This is a genomic window from Bradyrhizobium sp. Kon69, from assembly GCF_055807515.1.
This window is the reverse complement of the sequence record NZ_JBVVOS010000021.1, coordinates 1-18192: the sequence shown is the minus strand read 5'-3', so window position 1 is coordinate 18192 and position 18192 is coordinate 1. Positions and strand designations below refer to the sequence as shown.

Sequence of the window (18192 nt, the reverse complement as noted above, 5' to 3'; positions counted from 1 at the left end):
CTTGGTCGTGACTTACTTGGTCGTGACTTCCTTGGCATAGACGTCCGGCTTGAAGCCGACCAGCAGCTTGCCGCCGACTTCCAACACCGGTCGCTTGATCATTGATGGTTGCGCTAGCATCAACGCCAGCGCCTTTTTCTCGGAGAGGCCTTCCTTGTCGGCATCGGGCAGCTTCTTGAAGGTCGTTCCGGCGCGATTGAGCAGCGTCTCCCAACCGACCTTGTCGCTCCACTGCTTGAGCTTGTCCTTCTCCACCCCCGTCGCCTTGTAGTCGTGGAACGCGTAGGCGACACCGTGGGTGTCGAGCCAGGCGCGCGCCTTCTTCATGGTGTCGCAGTTCTTGATGCCGTAGATGATGTTGGGCAAGACAGTCCTCGCGCATGCGTCGCAGCGTAATGCTCCGGCGTTGTACGCAACTCCAGTTCGCACGACAATATTGCGAATGATGCCAGCTCTTCGGACGGACACTCCATGCACGTCACCCACGATCCAGCCGCGACCGCATCGCCGACCATCGACTTCGACACTTTTCTCGCGGTCGATATCCGCGTCGGCACCATCGTCGATGCGAAGCCGTTCCCGGAAGCGCGCAAGCCGGCCTGGCGGCTGTGGATCGACTTCGGTCCCGCGATCGGCGTGCGCAAGAGCTCTGCGCAGATCACCGAAAACCATCCGCTTGAAAGGCTGGTGGGCCAACAGGTGGCTGCGGTCGTGAATTTCCCGCCGCGCCAGATCGGCCCTGTTGTCTCGGAGGTGCTGACCCTCGGTTTCCCCGATGCCAGCGGCAAGGTCGTGCTGGTGCAGCCGAGCAAGCCCGTGCCGAACGGCGGACGGCTGTTCTAGCACCGCGCGCTCAAGGGACGGTTCCTGGCCGCCGGCGGCCCTCCTTAACGATTCGCTCCGCCTGTTTCCCGGTCCGGGTTGTCGGGCTTGACCGGGATCCGCTTCGGTAATAAAAATGACTGACTGATCGTTTTTTATATTGATCGGCGCTCTCAGGTGTTCACCCGCAGAGCGACTAAAACGATTAATCTGTCAGTTATTTATGGATGGCCGGATACCCAAGATCAGCGACAAGCAACGTGAAGGCCGGCGGCAGCAGATTCTCGAAGCCGCCCTCGCCTGCTTCGCCGAGGACGGTTTTCACCAGACCGGGATGGCCGACATCGTCAAACGGTCGGGGCTGAGCCACGGTGCGGTCTATCTCTACTTCCAGAGCAAGGACGATCTGATCGAGGCACTCGCCGACGACCGACACCGGCGCGAGGCCGTGCTCAACTCGGTCGCGCAAGGATCGGGCGATCCGATCGAAGGACTTCACGCGCTGGTCGGCGTGTACGCGCAATGGCTCACCGACCCCGCCGGCGAAGCGCGCCGCCGTGTCGGCATTCACGGTTGGGCCGAGGCCCTGCGCAACCGCCGCGTCCGCACCAGCATCGTAGAAGGCATCGACATGCCGCGCGCCCTGATTGTCGCGCTGGTCGAGCGCGGCCAGCATGACGGCCTCATCAAGCGCGATCTCGGTGCGGAAGCGATCGCGCGCGTGCTGATCGCGATCTTCCAGGGTTTTGTGCTGCAAAAATGCTGGGGCCAGGATTTTGACATCGAGGCCTGCATGGCGGCCGTGACCGGCGTGATCGATGGATTTCGCACCACGAAGGCCGACGTCAAGCGACGGACCAGGAACTGAGCGATGTCATGGATTCATGACCTGCTCGCTGGCATTGGGGTCGGCCTCATCGGCGGGCTGACATCGGGCTTCATGGGCACGAGTCCCGGAGGCGGTCTCGTGATCTTCAGCGTGCTGCTGCTCGGCGCCGAGCAACACGTCGCCCAGGGGACGTCGCTGATCACGCAGGTTCCGCCGACCGGACTCGCGGGCGTTCGCCGCTATTGGCAGAGCGGCAATCGCAGCCCGTTGCTATGGATCGTCTGGATCGGCATCGGGTTTCTGTTCGGCGGCGCCGGCGGCGGCTACGCTGCGGCCGCAGTCTCCGACTCGGTGTTGCAATGGACCTACGTCGTTTATCTCGTCGCGCTGATCGCTCTCTTGATCCTGCGCCGCGACCGCGAGGAGGAAAACAATAAGACCGGCGACCGAGACGAGCTACCCTGGCTGCCGCTGCTCCTCATCGGCATGCTTGCCGGATTTTCCTCCGGCTTCATGGGCATCGGCGGCGGGCTGGCGATCACCGTCGGGCTCGCGGCGGGCCTGCGGGTACCGCAGCACCAGGCGCAGCTCGTCAGCCTCGTCTTCTCCGTCATCCCAACCAATATTCCGGCCGCCGGGATCTACTGGAGCAAGGGACTCATGGTCGGCTGGCCCGCCATCATCGGCATTCTCGCCGGCCTCTGGGTCGGCACTGATCTCGGTGCGCGCGCAGCCAATCGCGTCAGCAAATCGGTGCTGCGCCGGGTCATGATCGCCGTCATCCTGCTGATGGCCCTCTACATGACCCACAAGGCGCTAACCTGATCTTACGGCCGCTTGGGAATGTTGAGCCCGCGCTCGACCGCCGGACGCGCCAGCCCGCGTTCGAGCCAGGCGGCGACGGATTTGAACTGGCTGAACTCGACGAGATCGCCGGCGCCGTAGAAACCGATGAGATTGCGCACCCAGCCGAGCATGGAGATGTCGGCGATGGTGTAGTCGTCGTCCATGAACCATTGCCGGCCGGCAAGATGCATCTCCATCACCCCGAGCAGCCGCTTGGCCTCGCTCACATAGCGCTCGAGCGGCCGCTTGTCCTCGAAATCCTTGCCGGCGAATTTGTGGAAAAAGCCGACTTGGCCGAACATCGGCCCGATGCCGCCCATCTGGAAATGCAGCCACTGGATGGCCTGGTAACGGCGCGCGGCATCCTGCGGCAGCAGCTTGCCGGTCTTCTCCGCGAGGTATTGCAGGATCGCTCCGGATTCGAATAGCGGCAGCGGCCTGCCGCCGGGACCATTGGGATCGAGGATCGCCGGGATCTTGCCGTTCGGATTGAGCGCGAGGAACTCCGGCGTCTTCTGGTCGTCCTTGCCGAAATCGACGAGATGGACTTCGTAGGGAAGCCCGATCTCTTCCAGCATGATCGAGACCTTGACGCCGTTCGGCGTCGGCAGCGAATAGAGCTGGAGCAGCTCCGGGTGCTTGGCCGGCCAGCGCTTGGTGACGGGAAAGGCGGACAGATCGGACATCAGGACCCCGGCTTCGTTCATGAGATACCGCCTAGTCTAGGCCAGCGGACGAACGACGCAAGGTCGAGTGGTCAGATCATTTTCCCGCACAGGTCACAACGGCCGCAGCAAATGGTTGGTGGCGTGCATCACATCGCGCTGCGCGCGTTGCTCGATGAAGAGCTGGCCGGTGACCAGCAGTGCTCCGGTGAAGACGAGCGCAAGCATCGCGGTCGCGAACTGACTGGCATCCCTCATCGGACGAGCTTCTCCGTGTTCGGTTCGCACGAGGAACGCGGGCCGGCCATCGTCAGTTCCTGCAAGCTTCAAATAAATTGCCGCTTTTTCCCGGTCCCTCGCACTCCGACGACCTCAATAATTGATCTCCATCCGCAAGCCCCGCGGGTCGGTCTCCTCCCCGCCGCACCGCTGCGTGCTGTCGCGCGCCGCGACCGCGCAGGCACAGGCGTCGATGAGGTCGTCGCGGCCGATGCCGGTGCCGTGTCGTTGCTTCAGCCATTTCGGCAAACGCGCGAAGCCGTGCTGCTCCAGGAGTGCAATGCGCTGCTCGCGGCCCTCCGGCGATGTCTTCCGTGCAAGACGGACCCGCCCAGCGAGCTTCCAGAAAATCAATTCCGGATGCGCTTCGCCGATCGTCGTCTGCCGCGTCGGCGTCATGATCTCGTCGGCGTCCCTGATCTTGTCCCTGATGTTCCAGAGCTGCGCTGACACGCCCCTGCCCTTGCCCTCGCACTCCCAGTAGTGACGGTTAGCTGCGGCCATGTCGGAAAATTTCCAGAGGTCGCGGCGCGCACCGAGAAACACGGCAGGACCGACCAGCTCGCGCGCGCGCAAATCGCAGATGCGATACCCGCTCGGCTTCAAGCCGATCGGCATGTCGATCATCGCCCGGGCATGCGGCAGCGCAAGCAGCCGCACGAGACCCGGCGAATAGTCGAACCCGTGATCGCCGCGCTCGTCGATCCAGGCGGCGACCCAGCCGAAGCGAAATCCGTCAAGGCCGAGATAGTTTGGCACTTCATATGTCCGTCATTTTCAATTTCCACGCGCGGGTCACTTGACAGCCGCAAGTTGCAGAGGTATTTCCCGCGCCCTCACGAACATTTCCGTTCGTCACAAGCATCATGAACCGAGCAATGCCGCACCGCTACGCAATCCTGATCCGCCCGTCGAATGACCTTCGGTCAATCGATCGCGCACGCTCGGCTCATAGGAGAGGTCTTGCCTGACAGCGAGATCAAAAAGTTCACGTCTCACGGACCCTCCCGAGCAACGCTCCGGAGGGTTTTTTGTTGCCCAAAGCAATATGTTAAGCAGGACACACGACCATGCGACGATCTGATCCCTACATGGAACGCGCCCGAGAACTCTGCCTCGCCGCCGGCGTCGATCCGGACTCGCGCGTCGGTGAAGGACGAGGACAACCAGCCTGGTGCCTGTACAAGGACGCCGCGCGCAGGGAGCATCTGGCACGAGAGGCCGATGCGACCGCGAGCGCGATCGGCCAACTCCGTGCGCAGGACGCCCGTTTCCAGAATGCGCCGCTGAAGATTTTTGGCCCGCACGAGGAAGCAACCGTCGCGCAGATGCGCAACTGCATGGCGGTCGGCAACGTCGTGTCCGGCGTGATCTGCGCGGACGGCCATCTTGGCTACGCCCAGCCGGTCGGCGGGGTCATCGCCTACGAGAAGCAGATCAGCATCTCCGGCGTCGGCTTCGACATTGGCTGCGGCAACATGGCCGCACGGCTCGACACGCGCTTCGACGACATTGCAGGCCGCGTGCCTACCATCATCCGCGATGTCGCCAAGGTAATCTCGTTCGGAGTTGGCCGCGCCAACGCCGAACGGGCCGAGCACACGCTGTTCGACGACGGCGATGCCTGGCGCGAGAGTGACATGGAGGCCTACCGACAAAAAGCGGTGGCGCAGCTCGGCACGGTCGGGTCGGGCAACCACTATGTCGACCTCATGCGGGACGAGGAAGGCTTTGTCTGGATCGGCGTCCACTTCGGAAGCCGCGGTTTCGGGCATACCTCTGCGACGCGCTACCTCAAAGCTGCCGGCGGCAAGGACGGCATGAACGTCCCGCCCGCCGTGGTCGACGAGGAGTCCGAGCTCGGCCGCCGCTACATAGCGGCGATGCAGCTCGCCGGGCGTTATGCCTATGCGGGCCGCGAGTGGGTCGTCGAGCGCGTCCGCCAGATCATCGGCGGCAGCGTGACCGAGAGCGTGCACAACCATCACAACTATGCTTGGCGTGAGACCCACGACGGCAAGGATCTGTGGGTGGTGCGCAAGGGCGCTACGCCGGCGTTTCCCGGCCAGAAGGGATTCGTCGGTGGCTCGATGGGCGACGACGCAGTCATCCTCGAAGGCATCGACAGCCCCGAAGCCAAGGCCTCACTCTACTCGACCGTGCACGGCGCCGGCCGCCTGTTCGGACGAAGGGAAGCGAAGCGGCGCTTCTCGCGCGCGGAGATGGACCGCTGGCTCACCGAGCGTGGAGTCACCTTGATCGGTGCCGACCTCGACGAGAGCCCGATGGCCTATCGCCGCCTGCCCGACGTGCTCGCGCAGCACGCCGGCACCGTCCGGGTGTTGCACACGCTGCGGCCGTTCGCCGTCGCCATGGCCGGCGAAGGCGAATTCGATCCGTGGAAGGACTAATGCGAACAGTGGGCGGGAGGCTCAGACTCCCGCCCGCCCCTCTATCCCGGTTCCTCGCCCCGATGCCGCTCGAACAGGCGTTGCGCCAGCAAGGCGTGGCCGAGCGTGCCGCCGGCGCGAACCGCCGCCGCAATCAGCGCGGCTTCCGCGATTTCTTCGCGCGTTACACCGGCCTTCGCCGCCTGCGCCGTGTGCACATCGAGGCAATAGGCGCATTGCGTGGTGAGCGCGACCGCGAGCGAGATCAGCTCGCGATATTTTGGCGGAATCAATCCGTCCTTGCGCTCGACCGCGTGGTTGAACGCAAGGAACGCGTTGGCCTCGACCGGCGCGAGCGCCACGAAGGCCGGGATGGATTTCAGATCGTCAGGGCTTTGATAACAGGTCATGGCTCACCTCGTCAGATATTCGCGCATCAGGGCGCGGGCGCGATGCAGGCGTGCCTTTACGGTCTGCCGGGTCGCACCGAGTGCGACGGCGATTTCGTCGATGGTCATTTCCTTGACGTCGCGCATCAGCGCGACATCGCGGTAGTGCGGCGGTAGTGCCTCGAAGGCCGCCGCGACGTCGATCCGCAAATCGGCTTCAGGACGCGACAGCAGCAGCGCCTCCGCCTCTCCGCCGTCGATCGCCGGCGCGAGTCCTGCCTTGCGGGCGAGCCGCAGGCATTCGCGGCGGACCACACTGAACAGCCAGGCCGAAAACGCCAGCCACGAACGGATCGCGCCGACGTGGCGAAACAGGATCCATAGCGCCTCCTGCGTCGCATCCTCGGCATCCGCCGAGCTGCGACAGGTGGCGCGGGCATAGCGGCGGATATTCGGCTGCGCCGTCTCGAGCAGAGACGCGATCGCCTGGGGATCGCCGAGGCGCGCGGCCTCGAACAGGTCCGGCGAGATCACAGTGGCGCTCACGACACGCCTCCTCTTCCGATGCCGGCCATCGCGCACATCGGACAATAGCCGACGAGGCCGGTCAGTGCGAAGCTGCCGCCGCCGAGCGCAACGAGCCACGCCGCGGCGCCGGTAAGGTACACGAATGCCGCGACGGCCACCGCGACGCCAAAGGCGATCCGCACGGCCTGATGCAGGCTCCCGATGTTCTTCCTGTAAAATGCCATCACATCCTCCGACATAAGCCGAAGCAAAATGCCTCGACCGTCAAGAGAGGGCGCGACGACCAGAAAGGATTCGCGGCAACCTGCAATTTTTTCGCGATCAGCCTCCGATGGCCTGATAGGCCAGACGCTTGAATTCGAAGAAGAACGGATTCCAGAAGCCCATGTAACGCTGCGCCATCAGCACACCGGCAGTATTGGCCTGCGGGCAGATCCACCAATGGGTGCCGGCAAGGCCGCCCCATTGGAATTCGCCGGTCGAATTCGGAGGATCGAACGGCATCGGCGCGAAGGTGACGGCGCCGCCGAGGCCAAAACCCTTGCCGGGGATCGGGCCGAGATTGGCGAAGCGGATGTTCTCGCCGGCGGGCAGCTGGTTCGTCATCATCAGCCGCAGCGTCTCCGGCTTCAGCAGCGCATCCGAGCCCGGGAGCAGCGCGCGGACCAGAGCAAGCATGTCGGGCAAGGTCGAGACCAGTCCGCCGCCGCCCGACAGCCGCGGGAATTGACGCCGATAGGCCTGCGGATAAGGCAGGTCGTCGGCCCGGGTCAGGCCGGGCTTCATGGGATCGAGCACATCCGCGCCGTTGTGGAGGGCGACCAGCCTGCCTTGCTGCGCGTCCGGCACGTGGAAGCCGGTGTCGGTCATGCCGAGCGGCTCGAAGATGCGCGCCTTGAGGACGGCGTCGAGCGGCTTGCCCGAGACGACCTCCACGACACGCCCAAGCACGTCGGTCGCCACCGAATATTCCCAGGACGCGCCGGGATGAAAGGACAGCGGCAGCTCGGCGAGCTGGTCGATCATGCCGGTCAGCGGCGTCATCGGATTGAGAACGCGCGCCTCGTTATAGGCTTTGAACAACACGGTACCGGGATCGAAGACGCCGTAGCTGAGGCCGGAGGTGTGGGTCAGAAGCTGCCGGATCGTGATCGGGCTTTTCGCCGGCTCGACGTCGGCAAGGCTCAAAGCGCCGGGCTTCAGAACCTTGCGATTGCCGAGTTGCGGCAGGAATTTCTCGACAACGTCGTCGAGCCCGATGCGGCCTTCCTCGACCAGCAGCATGATCGCGCAGGTGACGAATATCTTGGTGTTGGAAAACGCGCGAAAAATGTGATCGGGCCGTAGCGCGGTGCTCGCCTCGCGATCCGCGAAACCGACGCATTGCTGATCGACGACTTCGCGGCCCCGCAGCACCGCCCAGGAAGCACCCGGAATGATCTCCTGATCGACGTAACGCTGCATTGCCGTCCGCGTGGCGGAAAAATCAGGCGTTCTGGCGTCCATGTGCTTTCCCCAATGATGGTCGGGATCGATATAGCGTGAATTCGCCGGATGAGAAGCCTGATCGGACGGCGCGGCTTATTCCTGCTTCATGAACGCGGTGACGTGCAGGCGGCGCCGAATCCACATCCCCTGCCGCTGGTACAGCGCGATGGCCGATGAGTTGCTCGAGAACACATGCAGGAACGGAATTTCGCCGCGTGCCTCGATCTGGCGCGCGACCGCCGCCAGCAGCGCCTGCGCGTAGCCTCGCCCCCGATGGTCGGGGTGGACGCAGACGGCTGTCATCTCGACGAAATTTCCCGGCTTCATGCGCTCGCCGGCCATCGCGACCAATTCGCCGCCGGCACGGATGCCGAGGAACGTCCCGAGTTCGTGGGTGCGCCGCGCGAAGGGACCGGGCTTGGTCAACTCCGTCAGCGCCATCATGGCGGGAACGTCGGCCGCCCCCAGCCGAACGATCTCGGCATCGCGAAGCGGACTATCGGCCGGAGAGCCGATCATCTGCTCGCCGGTCTCCGCAAGCACGACCTTGAAGCCGGCGGGAACGTCGACGGCCTCCGGGGTGAACAGCGCTGCGACCTGCGCGCCCGACAGGAGATCACGGAGCGCGGCAAAGCTCGCCTCGGACATGTCGACCATGTCGGCAAAAGGCGTCACGTCCACCGGATAGCGCAACGCGCGCGGACCGCCTTCGGCCAGATGTTTGTGGCTGGTCGTCAGCGCGCTCCAGATCGGGCGATCCAGTAGGGTCTCGTCACCGTCGGACACCGTATCACTCCTTCTCGAAGCTGACGATGACGGCGGCATTGGCGATGAGGATGGGGTCGTTGCCCTGTTCCGGGGCCGAGGGAATCTCCAGCCCGCCCTTCACCGCGTTGACGGTGACAGTGCCGTAAGGCAGTTCCTTCGCGACCGCATCCTTGTCGACGCTTTCCGGATTCGGCACCGCGATCGTGACGTCCACGAACATGTCGTTCGCAGTCTTGTCGATCATCCGGAAGAAGCCGAGGCTCGAATGCCTGATGGCATCAGAGACGGCACGCTTCGCCGCCTTGGTGGCGTCCCTGCCATGGACGTCGACGCCCATGCCCATCTCGGTGATACAGCGAACGCGAGCCATGTTCTTATTCCTGTGACTGATTGAGTGGTGAGGAGTGTGGGGGATCGAACGGCACGATACAAGTGGGGTCGTCCCCTCGTATCCCGGACGCGGCGCGGCACGCAGTGGCACTCCGACGTTGCGGCGTTGCAAGTCGCGGGCGCTGTGCTATCGCTCGGGCGATGACTCCGAAAACTTTCGAAACCCGCTGCCTGCGCCTGCCCGCCGTCACCAAGGTGGTGCAGTGGGAGGGCACCTCGGTGTTCAAGGTCGGCGGCAAGATGTTCGCGCTCGGCGGCGGCTTTGCCGCGCGCTCGGGCGGCTACATGTTCAAGGTCTCGAACATGGCCTATGCCATGCTGATCGAGCACGGCCTTGCGCGGCCGGCTCCGTATCTGGCGCGCGCCAAATGGGTGCAGCTCGTCGGCAACAATGCGCTGCCGGACGCCGAGCTCACGGCCTATCTGGCGCAGGCGCACGCGATGGTCGCGGCGAAACTCACGCGGAAATCCCGCAAGGCGCTGGATCTCGACTGAAGCGCAGCTGCTGGTGAAGCGAAAGCCCGCGCTGATTGACATCGATGATATGCCTGACTAAAGTCAGACATCATGCTCGACCCTGTTTCCCGCGTCCGCCGCTTCAATCGCGCCGTTACGTCCGCTGTCGGCGCGCTCGACACGTCATTCCTGGGGCGCGGACGGCCACTGGGGGCGGCGCGCGTGCTCAACGCGATTGGGCATGGACGTTCGGACGTGGCTGAGATCCGCGATTATCTCGGCCTCGATTCCGGACTGATGAGCCGCCTGCTACGCAGCCTCGAGGACGAAGGGCTGGTCGAGACCAATGCGCATGAGGACGATGCGCGCCGCCGCGTGGCGACGTTGACACGTGCGGGCCGGCGCGAGTTCGCGGCCTATGAGGCGCTGTCGAACACGCAGGCCGAGGGCTTCCTCGCCCAGCATTCGCAACGCGAAGCGCTGCTGGCGGCGATGGATTTGATTGCTTGCGCATTGACGCGCGAGCGCGTCACGCTGGATGAGATGGATCCGCGGAGCGAACCGGCCCGTTATTGCCTCGGCGAATATTATGGCGAGCTCGGCCGCCGCTTCGAGCAGGGCTTTGACGTCTCGCTGTCGCGCGATCCCGACGCCAAGGATATGCGCCGCCCGCGCGGCACGTTCATCGTCGCGATGTCGGACACGCTGCCGATCGGCTGCGTCGGGCTGAAGGGCACGGATCACGGCTATGCCGAGATCAAGCGTCTCTGGGTCGCACCGGCGGCGCGCGGATTGCGGCTCGGCCGGCGCCTGATGGACATGACCGAGGATGTCGCGCGCGGGCTCGGCATCAAGCTGCTGCGGCTCGACACCAACAGCGCCCTGGCGGAGGCCGGCCAGCTCTACCGACGAAGCGGCTGGAGCGAGATCCCCCGCTTCAATGACGACCCCTACCCGGACCTGTTCTTCGAAAAACGTCTGTGAGCGCCGGCGCCTTTGCTCCCGTTGCCGCGTTATGGCCGGAGCCGCAGGAGCACGCCATGACCAGATCCGACCTCGCCGACATCTACCGCGACTATATCGCCTGCCTGAACCGGCAGGATTGGCCCGCGCTCGGACAGTTCGTCCACGATGACGTCGTCCACAATGCGCGACCGTTCGGACTGTCCGGCTATCGCGCCATGCTGGAGCAGGATTTTCGCACAGTTCCGGATCTGCATTTCAAGATCGAGCTGCTGGTCTGCGATCCGCCTCAGATCGCCTCCCGATTGAAGTTCGATTGCACGCCGGCTGGAACGTTTCTGGGGCTGGATGTGAACGGCAAGCGCGTGTCATTCTGCGAAAACGTGTTCTATCAATTTGGCGACGGAAAAATACGGCACGTGTGGTCCATCATCGACAAGCTCGCGATCGAGGCGCAGCTCTAGCGCTGCGCCTCGACGAACCTGCTTACGCTGCTGCCGGCGCCAACTCCGCTCGCGGCTTCGGGAACGGCTTGAAATTCATCGCCATCAGGAAGGCGCCGAGGCCCATCGCCCAGGAAGCGATATAGAGCCAGGCGTAGCTCGAGAACGCATCGTAAATCAGGCCGCCGGCGAGCGGGCCCGTGGCCATGCCGAGACTGCCGGCCATGGCGGTGCCGCCGATCACGGTGCCCATCATCTTGAGCGGGAAATTTTCGCGGATCAGCACCGCGTAGAGCGGCATGGTGCCGGCATAGATGAAGCCGAAGACGGCCCCGACCGCGTAGAACGTCGTGAGCTGGTGCGCGAAGACATAACCTAGCGCGCCGAACGCCTGCAACAGCAGGCCCGAGACCAGCACGCGCTTGGCGCCGAAGCGGTCACCCATCAGGCCGAAGGCGATGCGTCCGCCAAGGCCGGCAAAGCCCTCGATGCTGTAGATCGTCACCGCCGCGACCAGCGGGATGCCGCAGCTCACGGCATAGGAGACGGTGTGAATGATCGGGCCGGAATGGGTGGCGCAACAGAAGAAATTGGTCGCGAGCAGGATCAGGAATTGCGGCGAGCGCAGCGCCTCTCCCATCGACATCTCACCTTGCACGGCGCCCTCACCCGTGGGCGCGGCCATGGCGTGCGCGAGCGCCGGCGGGCGGCGCACCAGGAACGAGACCGGGATCATGATGGCGCCGACCACCAGCGCCACGATCTGCATCGAGGTGCGCCAGTCATGGCCGGAGACGAGCCAGGCCGCGAGTGGCGCCATCGTCATCGGCGCCATGCCCATGCCCGCCGACACGAGCGAGACCGCGAGGCTGCGATGGGTGTCGAACCAGCCGGTCACGGTCGCCATCATCGGCGCGAAGATCGCCGCGCAGGACGCCCCGACCAGAAGGCCGAAAACGAACTGAAACGCCAGCAGCGAGGTGGCGTGGCTCGCCGCGAACAGGCTCACGGTCAGCACCGTCGATCCCGTCAGCACGACCAGCCGCGGCCCGAACCGGTCCGTCAGCGTGCCCCAGGCCATGCTGGTGCAGGCCATCGCCAGAAAGCCGATCGTCATCGCGCTGGAGATGCCGGTCACGGACCAGCCGGTGTCCTTTGCGATCGGCTGCAGGAACACCGGCAGCGAAAACATGCCGCCGATGGCGACGCAGCCGAGCAAGCCGCCCGCGGCGACGATCACCCAGCGATAGGAGGAAGCGTTCATTTCAGTCTCCCGTCAGGTCTGTCTGGGTGGAAGACGAATGGGAACATGGTGAGCCGACAGGTCGACACAAGTTTTTGCGGCACGCTTTTGTGACCTGCCAAAACAAAAAACGCGAAAACAACCCCATGCACAGTAGCCGGGCGCTTTGGGATCAAGGACTTACAGCGCAGCTCTTTGCAGTGCGAAGGAAGACCCGCCGTTTGACTCGTCGGGCAAAACACCTGCATCATGGCATCATCCCGCCGCTTTTGATCTCGTCCCCTCGCGAACAGGCTTCAAGCAGCCGCGCTACGCCGCCACTCGCCGACCGTGAGCCAGACCGCCGAGACCAGGAAGTAGAGCGCACCAACGCCGGCATATCCCGCGACATTCGCGATCGAGGGAATTGCGGGCATCGTCGCCTGAAAGATGAAGAAGCCGCCTGCGAGAGCCGACTGGCCACCGCTGAGCACCATGGCCCATTGCGCGCCAAGACTCCGCCAGCGGCGGATGGCCGTTCCCAACTGCAGCAGTCCAGACACTATCGCCCATGCCCCGAAGATTCCGAGCACCCGGTTCATGCTCATCTGCAAGCTCACAAGCACCGCGACGGCGGTCGCCAGGCTGACGACAACGTTCAGAGCCTGCGTGCGGCTTCGAGCAAGCCCACCGCTGCGAACCGCGTCCGCGAAATTGGCTGCGGCGTCCCATGCGGGATAGAGGACGAGCAAGGCGCCGGCGATCACTGGAGAAGAAGCCCCGGCGGCAAACGCAGCAGCGACCCAGGCAGCCGAGAATGCCGCCCGCACGAAGTAGTATTGCTTCAGCCATCGCTCGCGGTCGGTATGAACCGGATCCAGTTGATACTGCGCCATCTCAGTCTCTCCTATACCTACTAGTTGGTAGTTTCTCACACGCGGCGAAACCGACTTCGCTCCAGCCCGCTTGCGGGCTGTCGCGATCGTCTCGCTGATGTGTCTCAGTGTTTGTTGGACAGCCGGTCCAGCAGCGGGGTGGTGATCACACCGAACATCTTTGGATCGCCATAGGCACGCGCCGACAGCATGGCGCCGTGAATGGTCGCCATGAATCCTTCGGCCTCGACCCGGGCTGTGCCGGAGAGTTTGAATTGCCCTTTCCGCTTGCCGCGCTCCATGACGGCCGTCAGCCAGGAAGCCAAGGAGCGGAAGTGCGCGCGGACTTCGAGCGCAACCTCCTCCGGCAGGATCGGAAGCTCGCTGGCCAGCAGCGCGCAGACGCAGAACGGCGCCGTCGCATCATTGATGCACGCCTTCCAGTACGCGACATAGTTTTCGAGCTGGCCGCGCGGATCAGGGACATTGCGCTCGAGCGCGGACAGTCCCGCCTCGGCTTCGGCGCGGTAGCGCGACACGAGGGTGCGGACCAGGTCGATCTTGCTGGCGAAATGGTGGTGGATGCTTGGCTTGCGGATGCCGACAACCTCGGCCACGTCGGCGTAGCTGAAGCCGTTATAGCCGCCCGCGATGATCAAGCTGCGCGCGCAGGCCAGGATGTCGTCGGCAGTCGAGGAAACGTTGGTCATGGCCTCTAGCTACCTTCCAGTTGGTAGGGCGAAGAACGGGATGCTTCAACCATCCGTGAGTGCTAGGAGCCTGCATGACCATTCGCCCGATCGTCCGCTATCCCGACCGCCGGCTCGCGATGCCGGCCCGCCCCGTCACCGCGTTCGATGCAACGCTGCGCGAGCTCGCGAACGATCTGCTCGAGACCATGCGCGCCGCGCCCGGCATCGGCATCACGGCGCCGCATATCGGCGTCCCCTTGCGCGTCGTCGTGCTCGAGCTCGACGCCAAGGACGGCCCGCAGACCTACGTCAACCCGGAGATCGAGTGGGCCTCACCCGAGATTATCATGCACCGCGAGGGCAGCGTCTCGATGCCCGGCGTCAATGACGAGGTGCAACGCCACGCCCGCGTGCGGATCAGCTATCAGGATATCGACGGCAACATGCACAGCGAGGAGTCGGAAGCCTTGCGCGCCGTCTGCCACCAGCACGAGATCGACCAGCTCGACGGCATGTTCTGGATCCAGCGGCTGTCGCGGCTGAAGCGGGAGCGGCTGGTGAAGAAGTTCGAGAAGATGTCGCGCGAGTGAGCGCGCCGGCGAAGATCGGACTTGTGAAATCGCGCTTGTGGCGAAATCAAGCCAGCCTGATATGATTGGAACGGTCGGCCCCGTCGGGAGGGACACGAATGATTCATTCAGGTCGCTGCGCCTGCGGCGCGGTTCGTTACACTATCGCGTCCGCGCCGATCCGCGGCTTCCAATGCCAGTGCAGTGACTGTCAGCGCGACACCGGCAGCGGCCACAGCTCAATCTTCGTGTTCGCGCGCAGCGCAGTCTCGGTAACCGGCGAGGTGCGCGAAATCGCGCGCACTGCCGACAGCGGCGCAGTCAAGCGCAAAGGGTTCTGTCCGAACTGCGGCTCGCGATCTACAACAAGCCGGACGAGAAGCCGGAGTTCATCGGCATCTATGTCGGCACGCTTGACGATGCCAGCACGTTCAAACCGTCCGTCGTGCTGTTCTGCTCGCGCGGATATGCCTGGGATCACCTCGATCCCGAGATTCCCAAACTCCCGGAATGGCACCCGGGATCGCGCTGATTTCTTGCAGATGGAGGGACAGCCAATGGCGATGAGCTTCGAGCTGTCGATGCTGGCCGCCGCAATCGTCTGGGGCTTCGTACAGCTTGTCGCCGCCGCGCAAGCCGCGAACCTGCAGTACGGCCTCAGATGGGCTGCGAGCCCGCGCGACACCGAGATGCCGCCGCTCAAGCCCATCCCCGGCCGTCTCAACCGAAATTTCCGCAACTACATGGAGACATTTCCGTTCTTTGCCGCCGCGATCCTCATCTCTCACGCCGCAGGCGCTCACAACGAGCTGACCTATTGGGGATCGATCGCCTATCTTGGCGGACGCATCGCCTACACCGCGCTTTACCTATCCGGCATACCGCTCGTCCGCTCGCTGTTCTGGAATATCGCCAGCTTTGGTATGCTTGCAGTCTTGGCAGCGGCTTTCGTGTCTCACTGAAGCGGCGCGATGGCGACTTTGCCTTTGCCGCGATGCCTTCACGCCCGCTTCCCGCTCCGCTTGGTCATTGGCGCGTTACGCCGCTCGCGTTTGCCGCGCGCGATTTCCGTCGCCAGCGCATCCAGCTTCGGCTCCCAGAAATTGCGGAACTGACCGACCCATGCATCCACCGCTTGGAGCCCCGCAGCATCGACCGAATAGAGCCGTCGTTGCGCCTCCGCCCGAACCGTCGCAAAGCCGCTCTCGCGCAGCACCTTGAGGTGCTGCGACACGGCGGCCTGCGTGATCCCGAACTCCGCTCCGATCACTTCGACGACCTCGCCGGACGCCATCTCGCCGGGCGCAAGCAGCTCGAGGATGCGACGGCGGACGGGATCGGCAAGGACATCGAAGACTTGCATCAACTTCCTGTGCCCGGATGCGCGATGTCGGGCGGCGTCTCGCCGCGATAGAAGGCGATGGTGCGGTCGGAGCGCTGCTTCGCGGAGGCAGGATCCACGCCGCTTGCGACATGCGCTGCGCGCCAATACTCGCCGCTGCTCGTCATGAATTCCTTACCCGCGGGAGAGCCCATCCATGCCTCGGCCGTCTCATGGTCGACCGATGCCCCGGTCGCAACATATCGCTCCAGCCCCGCAATGGCGAGATCCCAGCCGATCCCGACTGCCCCTGGACCGAACTGATTCCAATGATCCTCGATCATCGCGGTGTGCTCGAGCGTCAGCCGCGCCTGGCTTCGTTCTGCCGTCAGCTTGACATCGATCCAGCTCATCGCGCCGCCGAATTCCCACGTCGCCGCGAAATGGGTCGGCGGCGTACACGCCGTGATGGTCCCGCCGGCATTCCCCTTGAGCTGGTACTTTCCGCCGAGCTGGAGATCTCCCTCGACCGGCAGAAACCAGCGCGGAATGCGTTGCGGGCTGGTCACGGCGTCCCAGAGATCGTCGACGCTGGTCTCGTATAGTCGCGTCAGCGTCACCGCACTGGCCGCTTTCCCGTCCTTCTCGAAATTCTTCACCGAGCGCGTAACCAGCCCCAATACCCTGACGACGTCGATCTCCATAGCGCTTGCTCCCTGTCGTTTCGTGCCAGGATGAATATCGGCCGAAGCTAATATAAGTCAACTCTTATATTATGAGGAGATGCCGCTCAGATATTTGCCCGGCGGTTTCCCGAGCGCCTTCTTGAACATGGTGATGAAGGCCGCGACGGAGTCGTAGCCGAGATCGGCGGACACCTGCTGGACGCTGGCGCCGGAGGTCAGCTCCCGCAAGGCGACGATCAGGTGCAATTGCTGGCGCCAGCGCCCGAAGCTCAAGCCCGTCTCCCTGACGACAAGACGCGCGAGGCTGCTCTCGCTCAGGGCGACGCGATCGGCCCATTCGGCCAGCGTTCTGCGATCGGAGGGGTCTTTTGCCAGCGCTGCAGCAATTTTCTTCAAACGCGGCTCGGGCGAGAGCGGCAGATGAAGCTGATGAACCGGCATGCGGGGAAGCTCGCGCAGAAGGACGCTCGCCAGAAGGTCCCCCCGCGCCTCGTCATCCGCGATCTGATCGGCTAGCTCGACGATCACTTCACGCAGCAGTGGGGAGATCGAGAGCGTGCAGCAACGATCCGGCAGGTCCACGCGGTCGGGCTCGATATAGATGAAGAACAGCCGGGCATTTTCTGTCGCGAGGTTGCTGTGCTGCATGCGCCCGGGAATCCACACCGCGCAATGCGGCGGCACCATCCACAGACCGGTGGGAACGCGGCACGTCACGGCGCCGCCCAGCGCAAAGACAAGTTGCCCCTTGCGGTGCCTGTGGTCGGGCACTTCGCCCTTGGTTCCGATCACGTCGACGCGCACCGCGATCACAGGCGCGGAGACATCATCCACATCGAGATCAGGCCATGGAAAACGGAGCGGCTGCCGCATGCTTGCCGGTTTTTAGCAATCGATTGGCAGAATATCTAAATCGAGCGGAGAGGAATGTCGATAGGCTGCTGTCTGAACCTGCCCGGCCGCGGCCGGGCACGCTCTGCGATCAGGAGAAACGACCATGCACGGTTTCGCCAGTACGACAGCAGCCAAGCTGCAACGCGTGGTCCGCACGCAAGCAGGCTTCGTGCGTGGCGGCCCGCGCGATGCAAGCGGCGTGATCGCGTTCAAAGGCATTCCCTACGCAGCATCGCCGGTCGGGCCTCTGCGTTGGTGCGCACCGCAGCCGCCGGCGCCCTGGGATGGCGTGCGCGATGCGCTCGTGTTCGGCGCGGGGTGTCTGTCGGCGCTCGAAAACGACCAGCGGCCGGGACCGCGCGACGAGGATTGCCTCTATCTTAACGTCTGGACCGCGGCGAAGCACGCGGACGAGACGCGGCCCGTGATGGTGTGGATTCACGGCGGCGGCTTTCAGTTCGGCTCCTTGGCGAATCCTGCAACCGATGGCAACGCGCTAGCAGCGAAAGGTGTCGTCGTCGTCAACTTCAACTATCGCCTCGGCATCCTCGGCTTTTTCGCCCATCCCGACCTCGACATGGAGGCGCCCTCAGGCAATTACGGCCTGCAGGATCAACTGATGGCGCTGCGCTGGGTCAAGGCCAACATCGCCGGCTTTGGCGGCGACCCCGATAACG

26 protein-coding genes and 1 pseudogene are annotated in these 18192 nt (G+C 64.1%); 11 read left to right on the top strand and 16 right to left on the bottom strand.

Features of this window, described 5'->3' with window-relative positions; all coding sequences use genetic code 11:
- Positions 1–12 precede the first annotated feature (12 nt).
- Positions 13–366, bottom strand: a complete 354-nt coding sequence (locus AC0L3U_RS25950; protein ID WP_473363729.1) for an ArsC family reductase — start codon at positions 364–366, stop codon at positions 13–15.
- Positions 367–471: 105 nt separating this feature from the next.
- On the opposite strand from AC0L3U_RS25950, the gene AC0L3U_RS25945 reads away from it, so the two are divergent.
- From AC0L3U_RS25945 to AC0L3U_RS25935, 3 genes are all read left to right on the top strand, one after another.
- Positions 472–843, top strand: a complete 372-nt coding sequence (locus AC0L3U_RS25945) for a tRNA-binding protein (protein WP_473363728.1) — start codon at positions 472–474, stop codon at positions 841–843.
- Between the two features lie 214 nt (positions 844–1057).
- Positions 1058–1690, top strand: coding sequence for a TetR/AcrR family transcriptional regulator (locus AC0L3U_RS25940; RefSeq protein WP_473346390.1), 633 nt, complete (start codon positions 1058–1060; stop codon positions 1688–1690).
- A 3-nt stretch (positions 1691–1693) separates the two neighbouring features.
- Positions 1694–2476 (top strand): sulfite exporter TauE/SafE family protein, encoded by a 783-nt coding sequence (locus AC0L3U_RS25935; protein ID WP_473363727.1) that lies wholly within the window; start codon positions 1694–1696, stop codon positions 2474–2476.
- A 2-nt stretch (positions 2477–2478) separates the two neighbouring features.
- Here AC0L3U_RS25935 and AC0L3U_RS25930 read toward each other — a convergent pair whose 3' ends face one another.
- From AC0L3U_RS25930 to AC0L3U_RS25920, 3 genes are all read right to left on the bottom strand, one after another.
- Positions 2479–3183: a glutathione S-transferase family protein gene (locus AC0L3U_RS25930; protein WP_473363817.1), complete on the bottom strand. Its 705-nt coding sequence runs from the start codon at positions 3181–3183 to the stop codon at positions 2479–2481.
- 93 nt (positions 3184–3276) lie between these two features.
- The gene (locus AC0L3U_RS25925) at positions 3277–3420 is read right to left on the bottom strand and encodes a hypothetical protein (protein ID WP_007609210.1); all 144 of its coding nucleotides are present in this window, start codon (positions 3418–3420) and stop codon (positions 3277–3279) included.
- Positions 3421–3534: 114 nt separating this feature from the next.
- Entirely contained in the window at positions 3535–4200 is a 666-nt protein-coding gene (locus tag AC0L3U_RS25920) for a DUF429 domain-containing protein (protein ID WP_473363726.1), read from the bottom strand.
- Positions 4201–4511: 311 nt separating this feature from the next.
- On the opposite strand from AC0L3U_RS25920, the gene AC0L3U_RS25915 reads away from it, so the two are divergent.
- Positions 4512–5852 carry an RtcB family protein gene (locus tag AC0L3U_RS25915; RefSeq protein WP_473363725.1) on the top strand — a complete coding sequence of 447 codons (1341 nt, stop codon included), beginning with the start codon at positions 4512–4514 and terminating at the stop codon, positions 5850–5852.
- Between the two features lie 41 nt (positions 5853–5893).
- On the opposite strand, the gene AC0L3U_RS25910 is transcribed toward AC0L3U_RS25915, so the two are convergent.
- The 6 genes from AC0L3U_RS25910 to AC0L3U_RS25885 all read right to left on the bottom strand — a co-directional run bounded on the left by AC0L3U_RS25910 (position 5894) and on the right by AC0L3U_RS25885 (position 9374).
- Positions 5894–6241, bottom strand: coding sequence for a carboxymuconolactone decarboxylase family protein (locus tag AC0L3U_RS25910; protein ID WP_473363724.1), 348 nt, complete (start codon positions 6239–6241; stop codon positions 5894–5896).
- Between the two features lie 3 nt (positions 6242–6244).
- Positions 6245–6766: an RNA polymerase sigma factor gene (locus AC0L3U_RS25905; RefSeq protein ID WP_473363723.1), complete on the bottom strand. Its 522-nt coding sequence runs from the start codon at positions 6764–6766 to the stop codon at positions 6245–6247.
- On the bottom strand, positions 6763–6972 hold the full coding sequence (locus tag AC0L3U_RS25900; protein WP_456764695.1) for a YgaP family membrane protein: 210 nt from the start codon (positions 6970–6972) through the stop codon (positions 6763–6765). Before AC0L3U_RS25900 ends, AC0L3U_RS25905 begins: the two co-directional genes overlap by 4 nt.
- A gap of 97 nt (positions 6973–7069) precedes the next feature.
- Positions 7070–8254 (bottom strand): serine hydrolase domain-containing protein, encoded by a 1185-nt coding sequence (locus tag AC0L3U_RS25895; RefSeq protein WP_473363722.1) that lies wholly within the window; start codon positions 8252–8254, stop codon positions 7070–7072.
- 75 nt (positions 8255–8329) lie between these two features.
- Positions 8330–9022 carry a GNAT family N-acetyltransferase gene (locus AC0L3U_RS25890; RefSeq protein ID WP_473363721.1) on the bottom strand — a complete coding sequence of 231 codons (693 nt, stop codon included), beginning with the start codon at positions 9020–9022 and terminating at the stop codon, positions 8330–8332.
- 4 nt (positions 9023–9026) lie between these two features.
- Positions 9027–9374 (bottom strand): Lin0512 family protein, encoded by a 348-nt coding sequence (locus AC0L3U_RS25885; protein WP_473363720.1) that lies wholly within the window; start codon positions 9372–9374, stop codon positions 9027–9029.
- Positions 9375–9535: 161 nt separating this feature from the next.
- On the opposite strand from AC0L3U_RS25885, the gene AC0L3U_RS25880 reads away from it, so the two are divergent.
- The 3 genes from AC0L3U_RS25880 to AC0L3U_RS25870 all read left to right on the top strand — a co-directional run bounded on the left by AC0L3U_RS25880 (position 9536) and on the right by AC0L3U_RS25870 (position 11277).
- The gene (locus tag AC0L3U_RS25880) at positions 9536–9889 is read left to right on the top strand and encodes an MmcQ/YjbR family DNA-binding protein (RefSeq protein WP_456764698.1); all 354 of its coding nucleotides are present in this window, start codon (positions 9536–9538) and stop codon (positions 9887–9889) included.
- A 72-nt stretch (positions 9890–9961) separates the two neighbouring features.
- Positions 9962–10834 carry a bifunctional helix-turn-helix transcriptional regulator/GNAT family N-acetyltransferase gene (locus AC0L3U_RS25875; RefSeq protein ID WP_473363719.1) on the top strand — a complete coding sequence of 291 codons (873 nt, stop codon included), beginning with the start codon at positions 9962–9964 and terminating at the stop codon, positions 10832–10834.
- 56 nt (positions 10835–10890) lie between these two features.
- The gene (locus AC0L3U_RS25870) at positions 10891–11277 is read left to right on the top strand and encodes an ester cyclase (RefSeq protein WP_473363718.1); all 387 of its coding nucleotides are present in this window, start codon (positions 10891–10893) and stop codon (positions 11275–11277) included.
- Between the two features lie 22 nt (positions 11278–11299).
- Here AC0L3U_RS25870 and AC0L3U_RS25865 read toward each other — a convergent pair whose 3' ends face one another.
- The 3 genes from AC0L3U_RS25865 to AC0L3U_RS25855 all read right to left on the bottom strand — a co-directional run bounded on the left by AC0L3U_RS25865 (position 11300) and on the right by AC0L3U_RS25855 (position 14063).
- Entirely contained in the window at positions 11300–12520 is a 1221-nt protein-coding gene (locus AC0L3U_RS25865) for an MFS transporter (protein ID WP_473363717.1), read from the bottom strand.
- 275 nt (positions 12521–12795) lie between these two features.
- The gene (locus AC0L3U_RS25860; RefSeq protein ID WP_473363716.1) at positions 12796–13374 is read right to left on the bottom strand and encodes a DUF308 domain-containing protein; all 579 of its coding nucleotides are present in this window, start codon (positions 13372–13374) and stop codon (positions 12796–12798) included.
- A 104-nt stretch (positions 13375–13478) separates the two neighbouring features.
- Positions 13479–14063, bottom strand: a complete 585-nt coding sequence (locus AC0L3U_RS25855; protein ID WP_473363715.1) for a TetR/AcrR family transcriptional regulator — start codon at positions 14061–14063, stop codon at positions 13479–13481.
- Between the two features lie 74 nt (positions 14064–14137).
- On the opposite strand from AC0L3U_RS25855, the gene AC0L3U_RS25850 reads away from it, so the two are divergent.
- The 3 genes and pseudogenes from AC0L3U_RS25850 (at position 14138) to AC0L3U_RS25840 (ending at position 15576) form a co-directional block, all read left to right on the top strand.
- A complete protein-coding gene (locus AC0L3U_RS25850; RefSeq protein ID WP_473363714.1) occupies positions 14138–14635 on the top strand; it encodes a peptide deformylase in 498 nt (165 codons plus the stop codon).
- A 98-nt stretch (positions 14636–14733) separates the two neighbouring features.
- A pseudogene (locus AC0L3U_RS25845) lies at positions 14734–14940 on the top strand (GFA family protein); the annotation flags it as partial.
- Between the two features lie 231 nt (positions 14941–15171).
- On the top strand, positions 15172–15576 hold the full coding sequence (locus AC0L3U_RS25840) for an MAPEG family protein (protein WP_473363816.1): 405 nt from the start codon (positions 15172–15174) through the stop codon (positions 15574–15576).
- Positions 15577–15614: 38 nt separating this feature from the next.
- Here AC0L3U_RS25840 and AC0L3U_RS25835 read toward each other — a convergent pair whose 3' ends face one another.
- The 3 genes from AC0L3U_RS25835 to AC0L3U_RS25825 form a co-directional block, all read right to left on the bottom strand.
- A complete protein-coding gene (locus AC0L3U_RS25835; RefSeq protein WP_473287185.1) occupies positions 15615–15977 on the bottom strand; it encodes an ArsR/SmtB family transcription factor in 363 nt (120 codons plus the stop codon).
- Positions 15977–16639: an SRPBCC family protein gene (locus tag AC0L3U_RS25830; RefSeq protein ID WP_473363713.1), complete on the bottom strand. Its 663-nt coding sequence runs from the start codon at positions 16637–16639 to the stop codon at positions 15977–15979. Before AC0L3U_RS25830 ends, AC0L3U_RS25835 begins: the two co-directional genes overlap by 1 nt.
- A gap of 69 nt (positions 16640–16708) precedes the next feature.
- Positions 16709–17494 (bottom strand): AraC family transcriptional regulator, encoded by a 786-nt coding sequence (locus tag AC0L3U_RS25825; protein ID WP_473363712.1) that lies wholly within the window; start codon positions 17492–17494, stop codon positions 16709–16711.
- Between the two features lie 124 nt (positions 17495–17618).
- Between AC0L3U_RS25825 and AC0L3U_RS25820 the strand changes: the two genes are divergently transcribed.
- Positions 17619–18192, top strand: a 574-nt coding sequence (locus AC0L3U_RS25820) for a carboxylesterase family protein (RefSeq protein WP_473363711.1), incomplete at its 3' end; no start/stop codon positions are given.